Source organism: Sphingobium psychrophilum (assembly GCF_012927105.1).
GTDB classification, from domain to species: Bacteria; Pseudomonadota; Alphaproteobacteria; order Sphingomonadales; family Sphingomonadaceae; genus Sphingobium; species Sphingobium psychrophilum.
The window spans coordinates 19079-35147 of sequence record NZ_JABBFV010000022.1 but is presented as its reverse complement, the minus strand read 5'-3'; the positions used below and the strand labels follow the sequence as shown (position 1 = coordinate 35147).

Here is a 16069-nt window from a genome sequence, read left to right as displayed (position 1 = left end):
GGCATGTCCGAAGACCTGTTCGCCGCCAACACCTCCGCCACACCGCAATATGACGCCTCCACCATCGAGGTGCTGGAGGGACTGGAGCCGGTCCGTCGTCGCCCCGGCATGTATATTGGCGGCACCGACGAGCGCGCGCTGCATCACCTGGCGTCCGAAGTGCTGGACAACAGCATGGACGAAGCCGTGGCCGGTCACGCTACCCGGATCGAGGTGACGCTGGAGGCCGGCAACAAATTGACCGTAACTGACAATGGTCGCGGCATTCCGGTCGATGCGCATCCCAAATTCCCCGGCAAGTCGGCGCTGGAGGTCATCATGACCACGCTCCATTCGGGCGGCAAGTTCGAGGGAAAGGCCTATGCCACATCGGGTGGCTTGCATGGCGTGGGCATTAGCGTGGTCAATGCGCTGTCGACCGACACGGTGGTCGAGGTGGCACGGAACAAGGAACTGTTCCGGCAGAAATTTTCGCGGGGCTTGCCCGTCACGACGCTGGAAAAAGTCGGCGCGGCGCCCAACCGGCGCGGCACTTTGGTCAGCTTCGTCCCCGACACCGAGATTTTCGGCGAGCAGAAGTTCAAGCCGGCCCGGCTGCATCGCCTGGCCCGCTCCAAAGCCTATCTGTTCGCGGGCGTCGAAATCCGCTGGAAATGCGATCCCTCGCTGATCAGCGATGATACCCCTGCCGAAGCCGTGTTCCAGTTTCCCGGCGGGCTGGCTGACCATCTGAAGGAGCAGGTCGGCGACCGCGACTGCGCGACCAGCGTCTTCTTTTCGGGCAATCAGGATTTCCCTGGCACCGCAGGCCGCGTTGAATGGGCGGTCGCCTGGCCGCTCTGGTCGGATGGCAGTTACAGCTGGTATTGCAACACCATCCCGACCCCCGATGGCGGCACGCATGAAGCCGGCCTGCGCACCGCGCTGGTCAAGGGCATCCGTGCCTTTGCCGAACTGATCGGGCAGAAGAAGGGCAAGGATATCACCGCCGACGACATCATGACGTCATCGGAAATCATGCTGTCCGTCTTCATCCGCGATCCGCAGTTCCAGAGCCAGACCAAGGACCGGCTGACCAGCCCCGATGCGGCACGACTGGTGGAAAATTCGGTGCGCGACCATTTCGACCATTATCTGACCGACCATATGGATCGCGGCAAAGCGCTGCTCGCCTATGTGCTCGACCGGATGGACGAGCGCCTGAAGCGCAAGCAGGAGAAGGAGGTCAAGCGCAAGACCGCGACCAACAGCCGGAAGCTGCGCCTGCCCGGCAAGCTGACGGATTGTTCGAACGATGACCCGGAAGGTGCTGAAATCTTTCTGGTCGAAGGCGATTCGGCCGGCGGTTCGGCCAAGCAGGCGCGCGACCGAAAGACCCAGGCCATCCTGCCCCTGCGCGGCAAGATATTGAACGTCGCTTCCGCCAATAATGCCAAGATCCTGGCCAATCAGGAAATCGCCGACATGACCCTGGCGCTGGGCTGCGGCACGCGCAAGGATTGCAACCCGGACCATCTGCGCTACGAACGCATCGTCATCATGACCGACGCCGACGTGGATGGCGCGCATATCGCGACGCTATTGATGACCTTCTTCTTTCAGGAAATGCCCGAACTGGTGCGGCGCGGCCATCTCTATCTGGCGCAGCCGCCGCTCTATCGGATCGTGTCGGGCGGCAAGAGTCTATACGCCAAGGATGATGCCCATCGCGAAGCGCTGATGGCGAAGGAGTTCAAGGGCAAGAAGGTGGAGGTCAGCCGTTTCAAGGGGCTTGGCGAAATGAACCCCATGCAGCTGCGCGAAACGACTATGGACCCTAAGACCCGGATGCTGATCCGCATCACCCTGCCCGACAATGTCGAGGATCGGGCACAGGTGCGCGATCTGGTCGATCGGCTGATGGGCACCAACCCCGCCCATCGCTTCGCCTTCATTCAGGAAAATGCCGCTGCGGTGGACGAGGAAGCGATCGACGCGTGAGGATGGGGGCGGCCCGCCCGAAGCGAACACGCTGCGTTTGGCTGGTTGTCCTGCTATCGTTGCTGACCATGTCCCTTTTCCCCGCATCTTCCCGCGCAGCCTCCAACCCCGCCTATCAGGCCCGCGCCGAACAATTGCTGCGCATCCTCAGCGCGCCCGGCGGCGAGGAGGCATATTTCTCCAGCCTTTTTCTCGACGCCGTGCCCGTCGATCGCTGGCGTACGATCGCCGCTGACCTGCGCGCCCAGCATGGCGAACCGCTGGCGCTCGGCGCGGTACGGACCGACAGCGCCACCGCCGGGCAGGTCGAAATCCGTTACGAACGCGCGACTATGGGTTTTACCCTGGTCGTCGCGCCGCAAGCGCCCCATATGGTCGTCGGCCTGCATATCGTCGGCGCTCGCACCGCCAATGACAGCCTGGACAAGGTCATGGCCGATATCGCCGACCTGCCGGGCGCGACCGGCTTTGCCATCGCGCAGCTGACCGATTCCGGCCCCCAATGGCTGCGCGCTCACCGCGCCGACGTGCAGATGGCGACCGGCTCCAGCTTCAAACTCTATATCCTCGCCGAACTGGCGCGCGCAGCGGCGGCGCGGGAGCGGCGCTGGAGCGACGTCATGCCTCTCGGCCCGAAAAGTTTTTCCGGGCGGCTGATGGCCTGGCCCGATCGGGCGCCGATGACGCTGCACAGCCTCGCCACGGCAATGATCGCCGAAAGCGACAATAGCGCCAGCGACACGTTGTTAGCGGCGTTGGGACGGGATCGGGTGGACGCCATGATGGCGACGACCGGCCATGCCGATGCGGCCAAAGCGCTGCCGATCCTCAGCACCGCCGAAGCCTTCGCGCTCAAAATGCCCGCCAATGCCGATCTGCGCCGGCGCTACGAAGCGGCATCGCTTGCCGACCGCCGTGGACTGCTACGCGATGCAACTGCACGCCTTACCGCCGACCGGGTAGATTTGGGCAGCGTCGCGGAAATACCCACGGCGATCGACAGCATCGAATGGTTCGCATCGCCAAAGGACGTGATCGGCCTGCTCGACTGGCTGCGTCTGCATGGCGGCGACGCGCTGCCGATCCTGGCCGTCAATCCGGGCATCCCGCCCGCCGACGCGAAACGCTGGCGCTATCTGGGCTATAAGGGCGGCAGCGAACCCGGCGTGATGGCGATGAACATGCTGGCGCAGGCCCGGAATGGCCGCTGGTATGCGATCAGCGCCAGCTGGAACAACCCCGCCGCGCGGCTGGACGAAACAAAGCTGGTGGCGCTGATGACGAGGGCGCTTAATCTGCTGGCGGAATAAGGTTTGTCTGACCAGCCGACGCAGGATCAGCCTCTTCCGCCAACCAGGCCTGCGCCTCTTCCATGGTCAGGAACACGCGCACTCTGGGATGGACCAGGGTTCGTTCCGCCTGCGCCCTGTTCAATTGGCTGCCGACGACCACCGCCGTCCGCCCGCTGGTCAGCGTCATGCCGCCGCGCATGATGCCGGCGAGCAGATCGGCGACGTCGTTCGCCTGCACCGGGAAATCGAAGGATTCGACGATGACGTTGAAATCGTCACGGATCGCCCTGGCCTGATTGGCCTTCAGTCCCACCTCTTTGGCGAGGGCGACCACATTGTCCGGCTTCCAGAAACCTTCGACCTTCATCGTCAGGCAATTGGTTCGGGCGTCATAATTTACGTGAAACATCAGCAACTCGATTGAAGCGACTTAGGCCGTCAGCGCCTCGACCAGCGCCTTGACCTTCTTCTGCCGCCACTGGGGTAACGGCGCGATCAGCCAGTAAGCCAGCAGCGTCGGGGTCGTGTCACCCACCTGTCGCACCCGCCCCGCGGCCAGGTCGGCCTGCGCCAGCAGCAGCGGCACGCGCGCACGGCCAAAGCCGTTGACTGCCGCCTCGATGGCGAGACCGCCGTCGGCGACACGGATGATCGCGGGCTTGTCGCCTGCCGGGCATCCGGGCCAGTCGATCCGATGGTCGGGACCGCCCGCCGCCGCCTCGACCGTGACATAGGCGGCTTCGCCGATCTTGACGCCCTCATGCTCGCCTGCGCCATCTGCCAGGCGGATCGCAATGTCGAGATTGGCTTCGGTGAAGTCGAGCGCTTCGTCCGCGGCGATCAACTGGAATGTCAGGTCGGACTGGCCGGCGGCATAGGCGGCCAGGCGCGGCTGGAGCCATTTGCCTGTGATGTCGCGCGGCGCGGCGATGGTCAGCGCATGGCTGGACTGGCCCGCCTGCATCGCGCGCACGGCTTCCTCAAACTCCAGAAAGCCGGCGCGTAGCGCGTCGAGGCCGCCCTCTGTCTCCGGCGTCAGTTCCAGCCCCTTGGGCGTGCGGCGGAACAGGACGACGCCCAGCATATCTTCCAGCGCGCGAATCTGCTGCCCCACGGCGGCAGGTGTTACCGCCAGTTCGTCCGCGGCGCGGGTGAAGGACAGGTGCCGGGCGGCCGCGTCCAGCACGCGCAGGCCGTTGAGCGGCAAATGGGTCCGCTTCATTCGGCCACCGCGGGGGCAATCAGGGCGAAATGAGGGATGGCCACATCGAACGTCTCGCCGCCGACACCAATCATGCGGTAACTGCCCTTCATCGACCCGGTCGGCGTGTTGAGCGGGCAACCCGATACATAGTCATAGCTTTTCCCCGGCTGCACCACCGGCTGTTCGCCGACCACGCCGTCACCATCGACCATATGCTGCGCGCCGCGCCCATCGGTGATGATCCAGTGGCGGGTCAGAAGCTGCACCGGCTGGTCGCCCTGATTTTCGATGCGGATATGATAGGCCCAGAACCAGCGGCCCCGATCCGGCTCCGACTGTTCGGGCAGGAAGGTGACCGCGACATGGACGATGATGTCCCGCGTGGTGGCGTGGAAGGGGAAAAGTGCGTTCACGTCTCGGAAATGCGCCCTAACCCCCTCATTCGTCAACGCCCTATCGACCGCAGCGCCTGATCGAGGTCGGCGATGACGTCGTCCGCATCCTCCAAACCGACGTTGAGGCGCAGCATGTCTTCGGTGATGCCGACTTCCAGCCGCGCGGCTTCCGCCATGCCGAAATGGGTGGTCGATGCCGGATGGGTCATCAACGAACGCGAATCGCCGATATTGTTGCTGATATCGACCAGTTCCAGGCCGTTAAGCAGGCCATGCGCCTCCGCCCGGCCACCGCCGACATAGAGCGAGAAGATCGGACCGGCCATGGCCATTTGGCGCATGGCGAGCGCATGCTGGGGATGGCTCGGCAGGCCGGGATAGAGCACCTTGGCGACACGGCCTTCCAGGAAAGCGGCGACCTTGAGCGCATTTTCGCTTTGGCGGCGGATGCGCAGATCGAGCGTCTCCAGCCCCTTGAGGACTACCCAGGCGTTGAACGCGGCCAGCGTTGGCCCGGTATTGCGGTGGAAAGGCAGCAGAATATTGTCGATCCAGTCGCGCGTGCCGCAAATCGCGCCGGCCAGCACGCGGCCCTGCCCGTCCATCATCTTGGTCGCGCTATAGGCGACGACGTCCGCGCCGAAGTCCATCGGCCGCTGCAAGGCGGGCGTGGCGAAGGCGTTGTCCACGACGCTGGTGATGCCATGCGCCTTTGCAATGGCGCACACCGCCGCGAGGTCAACGATGTCCATCGTCGGATTGGCGGGCGTTTCGAAGAAAAATACCTTGGTATTGGGCCGGATCGCCGCTTCCCAGGCCGCGGTATCGCTGCCGTCGATCGTCGTCGTCTCGATCCCGAATTTGGGCAACAGCGTATCGGTCAGCCAGCGGCATGAGCCAAAGGCGGCCTTGGCGCCCACGACATGATCGCCCGCCGACAATTGGCACAGCAGCGCGGCGGTCATCGCCGCCATGCCGGTGGCGGTCGCGCGGCACGCCTCTGCCCCTTCGAGCAGGGCGATACGCTGTTCCAGCATCTCCACGGTCGGGTTCTGGAGGCGCGAATAGGTCATGCCGACCTGCTCGCCAGCGAAGCGCGCCGCGGCATCCTCGGCCCGGTCATAGCTATAGCCGCTGGTCAGGAACAGGGCTTCGGACGTCTCGCCATATTCGCTGCGCGCCGTGCCGCCCCGGATCGCCAGCGTAGCAGGCTTCCAGTTCTTGGTGATGTCAGGGTTCTGACCGCTTTTCCGCTTCATATCGCTTTCCGCATGTCCATCGTCACTTGCGGCGTGGCGCCGCGCAATATCTCGGCCATCTGGCTCATGTCGCCATTACCGCCCGACAGGATAACCGCAACCTTCTTGCCACGCATTCGCTCCTTTTCCTGAAGCGCGGCCGCGAGCGCGACGGCCCCTGCCCCTTCGGCCAGATTATGCGTGTCCTGCCAATAGATGCGGATCGCCTGCGCCACTTCATCATCGGTGACGCCGACGAAGCGGTCGGCGCGCGGCCCGAAATAGTCGAGCGCCGCCTGAACCGGGGTGCAGACGGCAACGCCATCGGCAAAGGTATAGGCGGTCGGGCTGGAAATCAGCCGTCCGGCTTCGAAGCTGCGTTTGGCGGCATCGACATGAGCGGACACGACGCCGACCACCTTGGTCTTGAGGCCCAGCGCGTCGCGCGCTGCGATCGTGCCGCACAGGCCCGATCCGCAACCGACCGGGACATAGACGGTATCAAGGTCGGGCACCGCATCGAACAGTTCCAGGCCATAGCTGGCGACGCCGCGGACCAGTTCGTCATGATAGGCCGGGACCATGAACAGGCCCTCCTGCGCCGACAGGCGGATCGCCTCCGCCTTCGCACTGTCGAAATCATGGCCATGTTCGATCAGGGTCGCGCCGAACGCGCGCATCGCGGCGTTCTTTTCCAGCGCATTGCCATGGGGCACGACGATGGTGGCGGCGATGCCAGCGGCGGTGGCGGCGCGGACCTGCGCTTGGCCATGATTGCCGCGGGTGGCGGTGATGATGCCCTTCACCTCCGGGTGGGTGCGCCGCAGCCAGTCGATATAGGTGATCGCCCCCCGCGCCTTGAACGCGCCGGTGGGGGTGTGATTTTCATGCTTCACCCACAGGTCGCAGCCGGACCGGCGGCCCAGCAACGGCCAGGCATATTGCGGCGTCGGCGGAACCTGGGCATGGACCATGTCGGCGGCGGCGCGGAGACTGGACAGGGAGAAATCGTTCATCCCGCCTCCCTAATGGCTATGCAGGGTGTAGGACAGGACCGATAACGCGCAATTGGCCCCATAAACGGCTGCGTGACTGGCCCCGCAACTGGCCCTTCCCGACCAGTCCGGTGCCAATCCATTCGGGCGGCGCGGCGCTTCCCTCCTTATCAGAGCACCGCCAGAACCGCGGCACCCATCTCTACCGTCGTCATCGTGCCGCCCAGGTCCGGCGAGCGCGCGCCATCGGCCAGCGCCTTCGCTACCGCGGTTTCGATCCGGTCGGCCTGTTCGGGCAGGTTGAGCGAATAGCGCAGCATCATTGCTGCGGACAATATGGTCGCCAGCGGGTTCGCCTTGCCGGTGCCAGCGATATCGGGGGCGGAACCATGAATCGGCTCATACAGCCCCTGCCCGGTGCCGTTGAGCGTCGCCGATGCCAGCATCCCGATGGAGCCGACGCACATGCTCGCCTGGTCCGAGAGGATGTCGCCGAACAGGTTGCCGGTGACGATGACGTCGAACTGGCCGGGGTTGCGGACTAGCTGCATCGCGGCATTGTCGACATACATGTGGCTGAGCGCAACGTCGGGATAGTCGGCCGACACCTCGATCACCACGTCGCGCCACAATTGGCTGGTTTCCAGCACATTGGCCTTGTCCACCGAGCACAGCTTGCCGCGGCGCGCGCGGGCGGCCTGGAAACCGGCATGGGCGATGCGGCGCACTTCGGCTTCGTTGTACGACATGACGTCATAGCCTTCGCGCAGGCCGTCGGCGGTGGTACGGAAGCCCTTTTCGCCGAAATAGACGTCGCCATTGGTTTCGCGGACGATCAGCAGGTCGATCGCACTGGCGACTTCGGGGCGCAGCGCGGATTCATTGGCCAGTTCGGGAAAAACCTTCGCCGGGCGGAGGTTGGAGAAAAGGCCCAGTGCCTTGCGCAGGCCCAAAATCGCCTGTTCGGGCCGCAGGTGCCGTTCCAGCGCGTCGCAATCAGGATCGCCGACCGCGCCGAACAGGATGGCGTCGGCACGGCGCGCTATCTCCAGCGTTTCGGGCGGCAGCGGATGGCCGACCGCCTTATAGGCCGCGCCGCCGACCAGTCCGTCTTCATAAGTGAGGCCGGGGATCGCCAGCGCGTCGAGCACGCGGACGGCCTGCGCCACGATTTCGGGACCGATGCCGTCTCCGGGGAACAGGGCGATCAACATGGCGAGACTCCTTATATTGCGTGGCTGCCCCTTATGGAGACAGGAGGTTTCACGCAACCGCCCTTTTCAGCCGGTCGACCAGTCGTTCGCGCGCCGCGAGGATTTCGGCGCGCCGATCGATCAGGATCGAGCGTTCGAGGAAGAAGCCGGTAAGGCGCAGCCCGTCCAGTATCTGCGTCCAATCGCCCATGCCGCCTTCGATCAGGAAAGGCGGCAGCGGCAACAGCCGGGCCTCGTAGCCGACTGCCGCCGCGCGGCTGACCGCGGCGGCGCTGCGGGGGCTGACGAAGGCGAGATCGTCGGTATCGCCCAGCGCGGCGCAGCGGGTCAGGTCCAGGCCAAAGCCCAGTTCCGCCAGCAGCAGCAATTCGTAGCGCACCAGCGCCACCGCCCAACCGCGCGCCGCCGGGGCCGCCTCCACCGCGCTCAGCACACCGTCCAGCGCCTGATGCAGGGCGGGATAGGGCGTGCCTTCGGGCAGGGATGCGGCCGTCAGGGCGCAGCTCCAGTCGATCGCCACGGCGGGTAGCGGTTCGGCCAGCAGCGGCGCGCGGCTCTGCGCCAGTTCCACCGTCAGTCCGGCCAGTTGATCCTCCGTACGAGCGCGGAAATCTGCCTTCACGATATTGCCGGGCATCAGCACCGGGCGCATCGCCCGCGACCGCCCGCCGCGGACATAGCCGGGCAGCAGGCCATGATCGGGCGTCAACAATCGCGCGATCGCCCCATGTTCGCCATGATGGCGCACGGAACAGACGATGGCGGTGGTGGTCAGGCTGGGCATGGCGCCTGTCTGTACGGGCAAGCATTGCTATAGGAAAGCGGTTCGCGCTTCACCCTGCCCTGTAGACGCTCTTCAGATTCATGAATTCATGCAGGCCGAACGGGCCGAGTTCGCGGCCGTGGCCGGAGCGTTTGACGCCGCCGAAGGGGGCTTCGGGAGCAGAAGCGAGCATCTGGTTCACCGCCGTCATGCCCGCCTGCACATCGCGGACGAAGCGCGCCTCCTCCGCCTCGTCCGTCGTCCAGACTGACGAGCCGAGGCCGAAGGGGATGGTGTTGGCGATGGCGATCGCGTCATCGATGTCGGCCGCCTTGAACAGCATGGCGATGGGGCCGAAAATCTCCTCCCCCATCAGCGCGGGATCGGTTGGCACGTCGGTCAATATGCCGGCGGTCATATAGGCGCCGGGACCGGGGAGCGCTTCGCCACCGATCAGGGTCGCGCCCGCCGCCTGCATCTTCCAGATCTGTTCCTGCACGGTGCGGCGCTGTTCCTCACTGGAGAGCGGTCCCATGTCGGTGGCGGGGTCGAACGGATCACCCGCCTTGACCGCCGCCATAGCGGCCGAGAAGCGATCGAGGAAGGCGTCGTAAATGTCGGCATGGACGATCATCCGCTTGCCGCAGATGCAGGATTGGCCGCTATTCTGGACCCGCGCCGTCACCGCCTGCTTGACCGCCGCATCGAGATCGGCCGAGGGCATGACGATGAACGGGTCGGCACCGCCCAGTTCCAGCACCACCTTCTTGAGCGCCCTGCCCGCCTGTTCCGCTACGGCGCGGCCGGCACCCTCGCTGCCGGTCAGGGTGACGGCGGCAACGCGATCGTCGGCGATGATCGCCGCGACCGCGTCCGATCGGATCGGCAGATTCTGGAACAGGCCTTCGGGCGCCCCGGCTACGCCCATCATCTCCTGCATCAGCGCGGCGACGCCCTGCACATTGCTGGCGTGCTTGAGCAGGCCGACATTGCCGGCGAGGATGCAGGGGGCGAGGAAGCGGACGACCTGCCAATAGGGGAAATTCCACGGCATCACCGCCAGCACCGGGCCGATCGGTAGCCAGACGTAATCGGCCTTGCCCCCGGCGGCGAGCGGGATGCTGCCACCGTCCAGCATGGCCGGGCCAGCTTGCGCATAATGGCGGAAGGCGGCGACGCATTTGTCGATCTCCGCCAGCGCGGATTTCAGCGTCTTGCCCATTTCCAGCGTCGCCATGCGGGCGAGCCGATCGCGATGGGCGTGATAGGCGTCGGCAAGGGCGATGAGGAGCGCGGTGCGCTCCGCGATGGGGGTGGTCCGCCATGTCGCAGAGGTCGCGGTCGCCCGGTCCAGCGCTGCGTCGATCTGTGCTGGCGTCAATGGTTCGTGGGTGGCGATCTCTTCTCCGGTGGCGGGGTTGATGCTTTTCATCATTGATGGATGTCCTCGTGCGGATTGTTGTCGAACAAGCGCGCGAGGGGCGATGATCGATCCGGTCAGCCGTCCTTCTTTTTCCGCCCAGCGATATAGCGCGACAGTTCCAGTCCGAATTCTTCGGCGAGTTTTTCGCGGATGCCGCCGCCGCGGATCACCATGCCGCCCCAGCCGCCATGGCTGTTCTGCACCTCTACCCGGAACGACCCCAGCAAGCCGCCATGGGTCGCGTCGATCACGTCCACATTGCCTTCCAATATGTCGGAACTGCCCGCAATCAATATGGCCATCGCCGCATTGGCGGTTTGCAGGCGGTCCAGCGTGATTCGCAGGATGACGGGGGTGCCGCTGTCCAGTTTCCAGTCGCGTGTGACGTCACGGATGACAAGCGGGAACATCTGCTTGAACGGCATGGTGGCATAGCGCGCGCCGTCGAGCGGTCCGGTGGGGTAGCTGGCGGAATCGAGCGGGGGCAGGCCCGCCTCCACGCGCTTACGGGCCGCCTTGGCATCGCTTTCGCCCAGTTCGGCGAGGATTTGCGGCGCGAAACTGAGGTCCATGCCAGTGACGCGAACGGGCTGGCCAGCGACCAGGCTCAACGGTTGGATCGGTTTGACCTGCCGCGCCTGAACGGTCGAGGCGCAGGACAGGGCGAACAGCAGGCACAACAAGCGGTGGCGCATCGGCGTTTCTCCATCAAACGCCGATGCATTAGCCGCACCGGCTTAAAGCCTGCTTTCCCGGCATGATTAATGCGCCAGGCCGTTAGCCCTACCCCCCATCACCCATGAAAATAATCATAGACCTGTTGCGCCACCGCCTTCGACACGCCGGGCGCGCGCGCCAGATCGTCCAGCGCGGCGTCGCGGACGGCGCGGGCGGTGCCGAAGTGCATCAGCAGCGCCTTCTTGCGGGCCGGACCGATGCCGGGCACCTCGTCCAGCGACGACACGGTGATCGCTTTGCTGCGCTTGGCGCGGTGGGCGCCGATGGCGAAGCGGTGGGCTTCGTCGCGGAGCCTTTGCAGGTAGAAGAGGACCGGGTGGTTTACGGGGAAATTGATTTCGCGGCCGTCGAGCATGTGGAAGACTTCGCGCCCGTCGCGGCCATGATGCGGCCCCTTGGCGACGCCGATCATGGTGACGTCCTCTATCCCCATTTCCTCCAGCATGTTACGGGCGGCCGATAGCTGGCCCTTGCCGCCGTCGATCAACACCAGGTCGGGCCATTCGCCGCTGTCGCGATCCGGGTCTTCCTTTTGCGCGCGCCCGAAGCGGCGTTCGAACATCTCGCGCATCATCGCGAAATCGTCGTTGGAGATTTCGGGATTCTTCATGTTGAACTTGCGATAGGCGTTCTTGCGGAAGCCCTCCGGCCCCGCGACCACCATCGCGCCCAGCGCATGCGCGCCCTGGATATGGCTGTTGTCGTATATTTCGATGCGGTCGGGCACGCCCTCCAGCCCGAACGCCTCGACCAGTTCGTCGAGGATCTTGCCCTGGCTGGTGGTTTCGGCCAACCGCCGGTCGAGCGCCTCCACCGCGTTGCGCTGCGCCTGTTTGATGAGGCGGGTGCGGTCGCCGCGCTGGGGCACTTCGATGCGGACCTTGCCCCCTGCCCGTTCGCTGAGCGCCAGCACCATCAGTTCGCATTCGGCGGGCTGGCGATCGGCGAGGATCAGGCGGGGCGGCGGCACTTCCTCGTAAAATTGCGCCATAAAACTTTCCAGAACTTCATCCTCCGCCACGTCGGCGGTATGGACGGGGAAGAAGCTGCGATGGCCCCAATTCTGGCCGCCGCGGATGAAAAAGGCCTGGATGCACATCGCCCCGCCCTTCGCCGCCAGCGCGAAGATATCGGCATCGCCCAGCCCTTCGGCATTGATCGCCTGGCTGCCCTGGATGAAGGTCAGCGCCTTCAGCCGGTCGCGGATGACGGCGGCCTGCTCGAAATCGAGCGATTGCGCCGCCTGCTCCATCGCCGCGCCCAGCTTTTTCTGGACGGTGATTGACTTGCCGCCCAGGAAATCCTGCGCGTCGCGGACCAGTTCGGCATAGCCATCCGGGTCGATGCGATCGACGCAAGGGGCCGAGCAGCGCTTGATTTGATAGAGCAGGCAGGGGCGCGAGCGGTTGGCGAAGAAGCTGTCGGTGCAGGAGCGCAGCAGGAACAGTTTTTGCAGCGCATTGATGGTGCGGGTGACCGATCCGGCGCTTGCGAAGGGACCATAATAGCGCCCCTTCGCCTTGCGCGCGCCGCGATGCTTCTGGACGCGGGGGAAGGCATGATCTTCACGCAGCAGGATGAAGGGGAAGCTTTTGTCGTCGCGCAGCAGGACGTTGTAAGGCGGGCGGTAGCGCTTGATGAGTTGCGCCTCCAGCAGCAGCGCTTCGGCTTCGCTGTTGGTGGTGACGATGGTCATGCTGCGCGTCTGGGCCACCATCCGCTGGAGCCGGCGCGGCAGGCGATCGACCTGGGTATAGTTGGCGACGCGATTCTTGAGCGCCCGCGCCTTTCCCACATAGAGCACGTCGCCGCGCGCATCATGCATCCGATAGACGCCGGGACGGATCGGCAGGGTCTTGAGCGTGGTGCGGATCGCCTCCACGCCCAGGTCGATATCCGGCTGGCTGCCGGTGACGGTGAAGCTTGCCTTGTCTTCGTTGAAGCGATCGGGAGATTGGGGGCCGGACATGCGGGCAGAAATAGCGTGCGCGGCTTCTTTAGCAATGGCCGGGGTTGATCCAGACCGCCCAAAGCCCATCTATACCGTACCGTACAAAAAGATGCGGCCATTCCACGACCCATTATCCAACTAGCATCAGAGGGACCACCCAATGAGCGTAAAAGCCTATGGCGCTTATGCGGCCGACAAGCCGTTGGAAGCCATCACCATCGAACGCCGCCCGGTCGGCGCGCATGACGTACAGATCACCATCGCCTATTGCGGCGTGTGCCATTCCGACCTGCACCAGGTCCGGTCCGAATGGGACGGCACGCTATATCCCTGCGTCCCAGGCCATGAAATCGTCGGCCATGTCACCGCCGTCGGTGACCATGTGGCCAAGTTCAAGGTCGGCGATACGGTAGGCGTCGGTTGCATGGTAGATAGCTGCCAGTCCTGCGCGTCGTGCGACGAAGGGCTGGAGCAATATTGCGAAACCGGCTTTGTCGGCACCTATAATGGCCCGACCGCAGATGCCCCCGGCCATACGCTGGGCGGTTATTCGCAGAGCATCACGGTCAAGGATGACTTCGTCCTGAAGATCAGCCATGCGCCGGAGCAACTGGCGGCGGTCGCGCCGCTGTTGTGCGCGGGCATCACCACCTGGTCGCCGCTGCGCCACTGGAAGGTCGGCCCCGGCATGAAGGTCGGGATCGTCGGCATCGGTGGCCTCGGCCATATGGGTGTGAAGCTGGCCCATGCGCTGGGCGCGCATGTCGTCGCGTTCACGACGTCGGAAGGCAAACGTCAGGACGCGCTGGCGCTGGGCGCGGACGAGGTGATCGTATCGCGCAATGCGGACGAGATGGCGGCCCACGCCAGCAGCTTCGATTTCATCCTGAACACGGTCGCGGCCAGTCATGATCTGGATGCGTTCACCGCGCTGTTGAAGCGGGACGGCACGTTGACGCTGGTCGGGGTTCCGGAGCATCCCCACCCTTCGCCCAGCGTCGGGGCGTTGATTTTTGGGCGCAAGGCGATCGCCGGATCGCTGATCGGCGGTATCGCGGAGACGCAGGAGATGCTCGATTTCTGCGCGGAGAAGGGCATCACGTCCGAGATCGAGATGATCGCGATTCAGGATATCGAGACTGCCTATGCGCGGATGCAGAAGAGCGACGTCAAATATCGCTTCGTGATCGACAGCGCCACGCTGGCGGCGTGAGGGAACGGGCGGCTGTCTGATGGGGCCGCCTGTTACACACTGACGTTGTCAGATTGATTTTGGCAACGTCCGTTCGTTTCGAGCGTGTCGAGAAACGCTAGCACAGCGCTTGCCGCTTCTCGACTTCGCTCGAAGCGAACCGATTGGCGGGGGTCTGCCTCCCGCTCGCGAGGTGGTAAGAGATACGAAAAAGGGGCCGGTGCGACGATGCGCACCCGCCCCTTTTATCGTCATTACAGACGGATCAGTTGATCGTGCCAAGCCCGCCAATAGCGCTGTCGACCAAAGCCTTGTCGGCAACGGCGTCATGGCCCTGCGCGATCAGAACCGCGGCGGCGGCGGTGGCCGCGTTCACGGCCTTGGCGCGGATGGCGGTGATGGCGGCGCGTTCGGCGGCGCCGATCTTGTCTTCCGCCATCTTCTGACGACGGGTGACCAGATCCTCGGCATTGGCCCTGGCGTCGGCGATCAGCCCTTCGGCTTCATGCTCGGCCGCCTTGCGCATGGCGTCGGCTTCACCGGCTGCGGCGGCAAGCTTGGCTTCATATTCGCCCTTGAGCGCTTCGGCTTCGGCGCGCAGGCGCGAGGCTTCGGCGAGCTGTTCCTTGATCTGGGCGATCCGGCCGTCCAGCGCGCCGCCGATCAGGGCAGGCACCTTCTTGATCAGCAGGATGATTATGAACGCCAGCATCGCTAGGCTGACCCAGGCTGTCGCGTCCATGCCGACCGCTTGGGGATCGGTGTGGGGGACCACGCCTTCATGGGCGACGGTGCCGACCGGCTCCATGCCTTCGCTGTGGATCGCCTCGTTCAAGTGCGGAACCTCCGATGCGCTATGGGACGCTGCCTCAGCCATGGGCCAGTGCCGCCTTTACTGCGTTGCGGGCGGCCTCGTCCGACGCTTCCACGCCGGAGATGCGCGCCACCATGTCGCGCGCCGCATCAGCGGCGACGGTTTCGATTTCTGCCATTGCCGCGTCGCTGGCACCCTTGATACGGGCTTCGGCGGCGGCGATCTTTTCAGCGACTACCGCATCGGCGGCGGCCAGCTTGACTTCGGTCGCCTTGGTGGCGTCGCTCTTGGCCTTGGCCAGAGTCGCCTGGGCGGCCGCGCGGTTGCCGGCGTCGCGGACGCGATAGTCCGCTTCCGCTTCATCAGCGCGGGCGAAGGCGGCCTTGGCCGCATCCAGATCGCCACTGATCTTCGCGTCGCGCGCGTCCGCCGTGCCCTGCACCTTGGGCACCATGCCAAGGCCGATGACGAAGAAGACGAGGCCGAAGGTCAGCAGCAACCAGAAAATCTGGCTGGAGTAGGTATCGGCGATTTGCGCGATTTGAGGCATTTTACGGTCCGTCCGGTCAGAGGGCGGTCAAATAGGCGAAGCGGGCAGGCTGTGGCACGACGCCGCCCTGCCCGCTCCTCATTTCGTGTGTTAGGCCACGAACACCAGGATCATGGCGATAACGAACGCCAGCAGACCCAGAAGTTCCGCCGCGGCGAAACCGATGAACAGGCGACCCTGCTGGCCATCAGCGGCACCCGGATTGCGCAGCGCGCCTTCGAGGAACGCGCTGAACACGTTGCCCACACCGAGGGCGGCGATGCCCGCACCGATGGCGGCCAGGCCAGCACCGAGCAGCTTTGCGGCTTCTGCGTCCATGT

16 protein-coding genes are annotated in these 16069 nt (G+C 64.9%); 3 read left to right on the top strand and 13 right to left on the bottom strand.

Translation table 11 applies throughout. The annotated features are described in order from the left end of the window. The first annotated feature begins 3 nt into the window (after positions 1-3). Entirely contained in the window at positions 4-1980 is a 1977-nt protein-coding gene (parE, locus tag HHL08_RS20945; protein ID WP_169574904.1) for a DNA topoisomerase IV subunit B, read from the top strand. A gap of 68 nt (positions 1981-2048) precedes the next feature. After that, on the top strand, positions 2049-3290 hold the full coding sequence (locus HHL08_RS20940) for a serine hydrolase (protein WP_235955204.1): 1242 nt from the start codon (positions 2049-2051) through the stop codon (positions 3288-3290). Here HHL08_RS20940 and HHL08_RS20935 read toward each other — a convergent pair. The 10 genes from HHL08_RS20935 to uvrC form a co-directional block, all read right to left on the bottom strand. Beyond that, a complete protein-coding gene (locus HHL08_RS20935; protein ID WP_169574903.1) occupies positions 3271-3681 on the bottom strand; it encodes a hypothetical protein in 411 nt (136 codons plus the stop codon). The two genes, HHL08_RS20940 and HHL08_RS20935, sit on opposite strands and share 20 nt — an antisense overlap. Before the next feature lie 21 nt (positions 3682-3702). Further along, positions 3703-4494 carry a LysR family transcriptional regulator gene (locus HHL08_RS20930; protein WP_169574902.1) on the bottom strand — a complete coding sequence of 264 codons (792 nt, stop codon included), beginning with the start codon at positions 4492-4494 and terminating at the stop codon, positions 3703-3705. After that, positions 4491-4889: a Co2+/Mg2+ efflux protein ApaG gene (apaG, locus tag HHL08_RS20925; protein ID WP_088182769.1), complete on the bottom strand. Its 399-nt coding sequence runs from the start codon at positions 4887-4889 to the stop codon at positions 4491-4493. Before apaG ends, HHL08_RS20930 begins: the two co-directional genes overlap by 4 nt. A gap of 32 nt (positions 4890-4921) precedes the next feature. Then, positions 4922-6130 carry a trans-sulfuration enzyme family protein gene (locus HHL08_RS20920; RefSeq protein WP_169574901.1) on the bottom strand — a complete coding sequence of 403 codons (1209 nt, stop codon included), beginning with the start codon at positions 6128-6130 and terminating at the stop codon, positions 4922-4924. Next, positions 6127-7125, bottom strand: a complete 999-nt coding sequence (locus tag HHL08_RS20915; RefSeq protein ID WP_169574900.1) for a threonine dehydratase — start codon at positions 7123-7125, stop codon at positions 6127-6129. The genes HHL08_RS20920 and HHL08_RS20915 overlap by 4 nt, the downstream gene beginning before the upstream one ends. Positions 7126-7274: 149 nt before the next feature. After that, complete coding sequence (gene leuB, locus HHL08_RS20910) at positions 7275-8318, bottom strand: 3-isopropylmalate dehydrogenase (protein WP_169574899.1); 1044 nt, start codon at positions 8316-8318, stop codon at positions 7275-7277. A 49-nt stretch (positions 8319-8367) separates the two neighbouring features. Next, entirely contained in the window at positions 8368-9102 is a 735-nt protein-coding gene (gene recO / locus HHL08_RS20905) for a DNA repair protein RecO (RefSeq protein WP_169574898.1), read from the bottom strand. Between the two features lie 49 nt (positions 9103-9151). Then, the gene (locus HHL08_RS20900; protein WP_169574897.1) at positions 9152-10516 is read right to left on the bottom strand and encodes an NAD-dependent succinate-semialdehyde dehydrogenase; all 1365 of its coding nucleotides are present in this window, start codon (positions 10514-10516) and stop codon (positions 9152-9154) included. Between the two features lie 62 nt (positions 10517-10578). Beyond that, entirely contained in the window at positions 10579-11199 is a 621-nt protein-coding gene (locus HHL08_RS20895) for a hypothetical protein (protein WP_169574896.1), read from the bottom strand. 98 nt (positions 11200-11297) lie between these two features. Beyond that, positions 11298-13211, bottom strand: a complete 1914-nt coding sequence (uvrC, locus tag HHL08_RS20890; protein WP_169574895.1) for an excinuclease ABC subunit UvrC — start codon at positions 13209-13211, stop codon at positions 11298-11300. Positions 13212-13353: 142 nt separating this feature from the next. On the opposite strand from uvrC, the gene HHL08_RS20885 reads away from it, so the two are divergent. Beyond that, complete coding sequence (locus HHL08_RS20885) at positions 13354-14406, top strand: NAD(P)-dependent alcohol dehydrogenase (RefSeq protein WP_169574894.1); 1053 nt, start codon at positions 13354-13356, stop codon at positions 14404-14406. 244 nt (positions 14407-14650) lie between these two features. Here the strand turns inward: HHL08_RS20885 and HHL08_RS20880 are convergent, their stop codons facing one another. The 3 genes from HHL08_RS20880 to HHL08_RS20870 all read right to left on the bottom strand — a co-directional run bounded on the left by HHL08_RS20880 (position 14651) and on the right by HHL08_RS20870 (position 16067). Then, complete coding sequence (locus tag HHL08_RS20880; protein ID WP_169574893.1) at positions 14651-15262, bottom strand: F0F1 ATP synthase subunit B family protein; 612 nt, start codon at positions 15260-15262, stop codon at positions 14651-14653. Next, positions 15255-15749: a F0F1 ATP synthase subunit B family protein gene (locus tag HHL08_RS20875; protein WP_169574892.1), complete on the bottom strand. Its 495-nt coding sequence runs from the start codon at positions 15747-15749 to the stop codon at positions 15255-15257. Before HHL08_RS20875 ends, HHL08_RS20880 begins: the two co-directional genes overlap by 8 nt. A gap of 90 nt (positions 15750-15839) precedes the next feature. Beyond that, positions 15840-16067, bottom strand: coding sequence for a F0F1 ATP synthase subunit C (locus HHL08_RS20870; protein ID WP_006961951.1), 228 nt, complete (start codon positions 16065-16067; stop codon positions 15840-15842). Between the last annotated feature and the right edge of the window lie 2 nt (positions 16068-16069).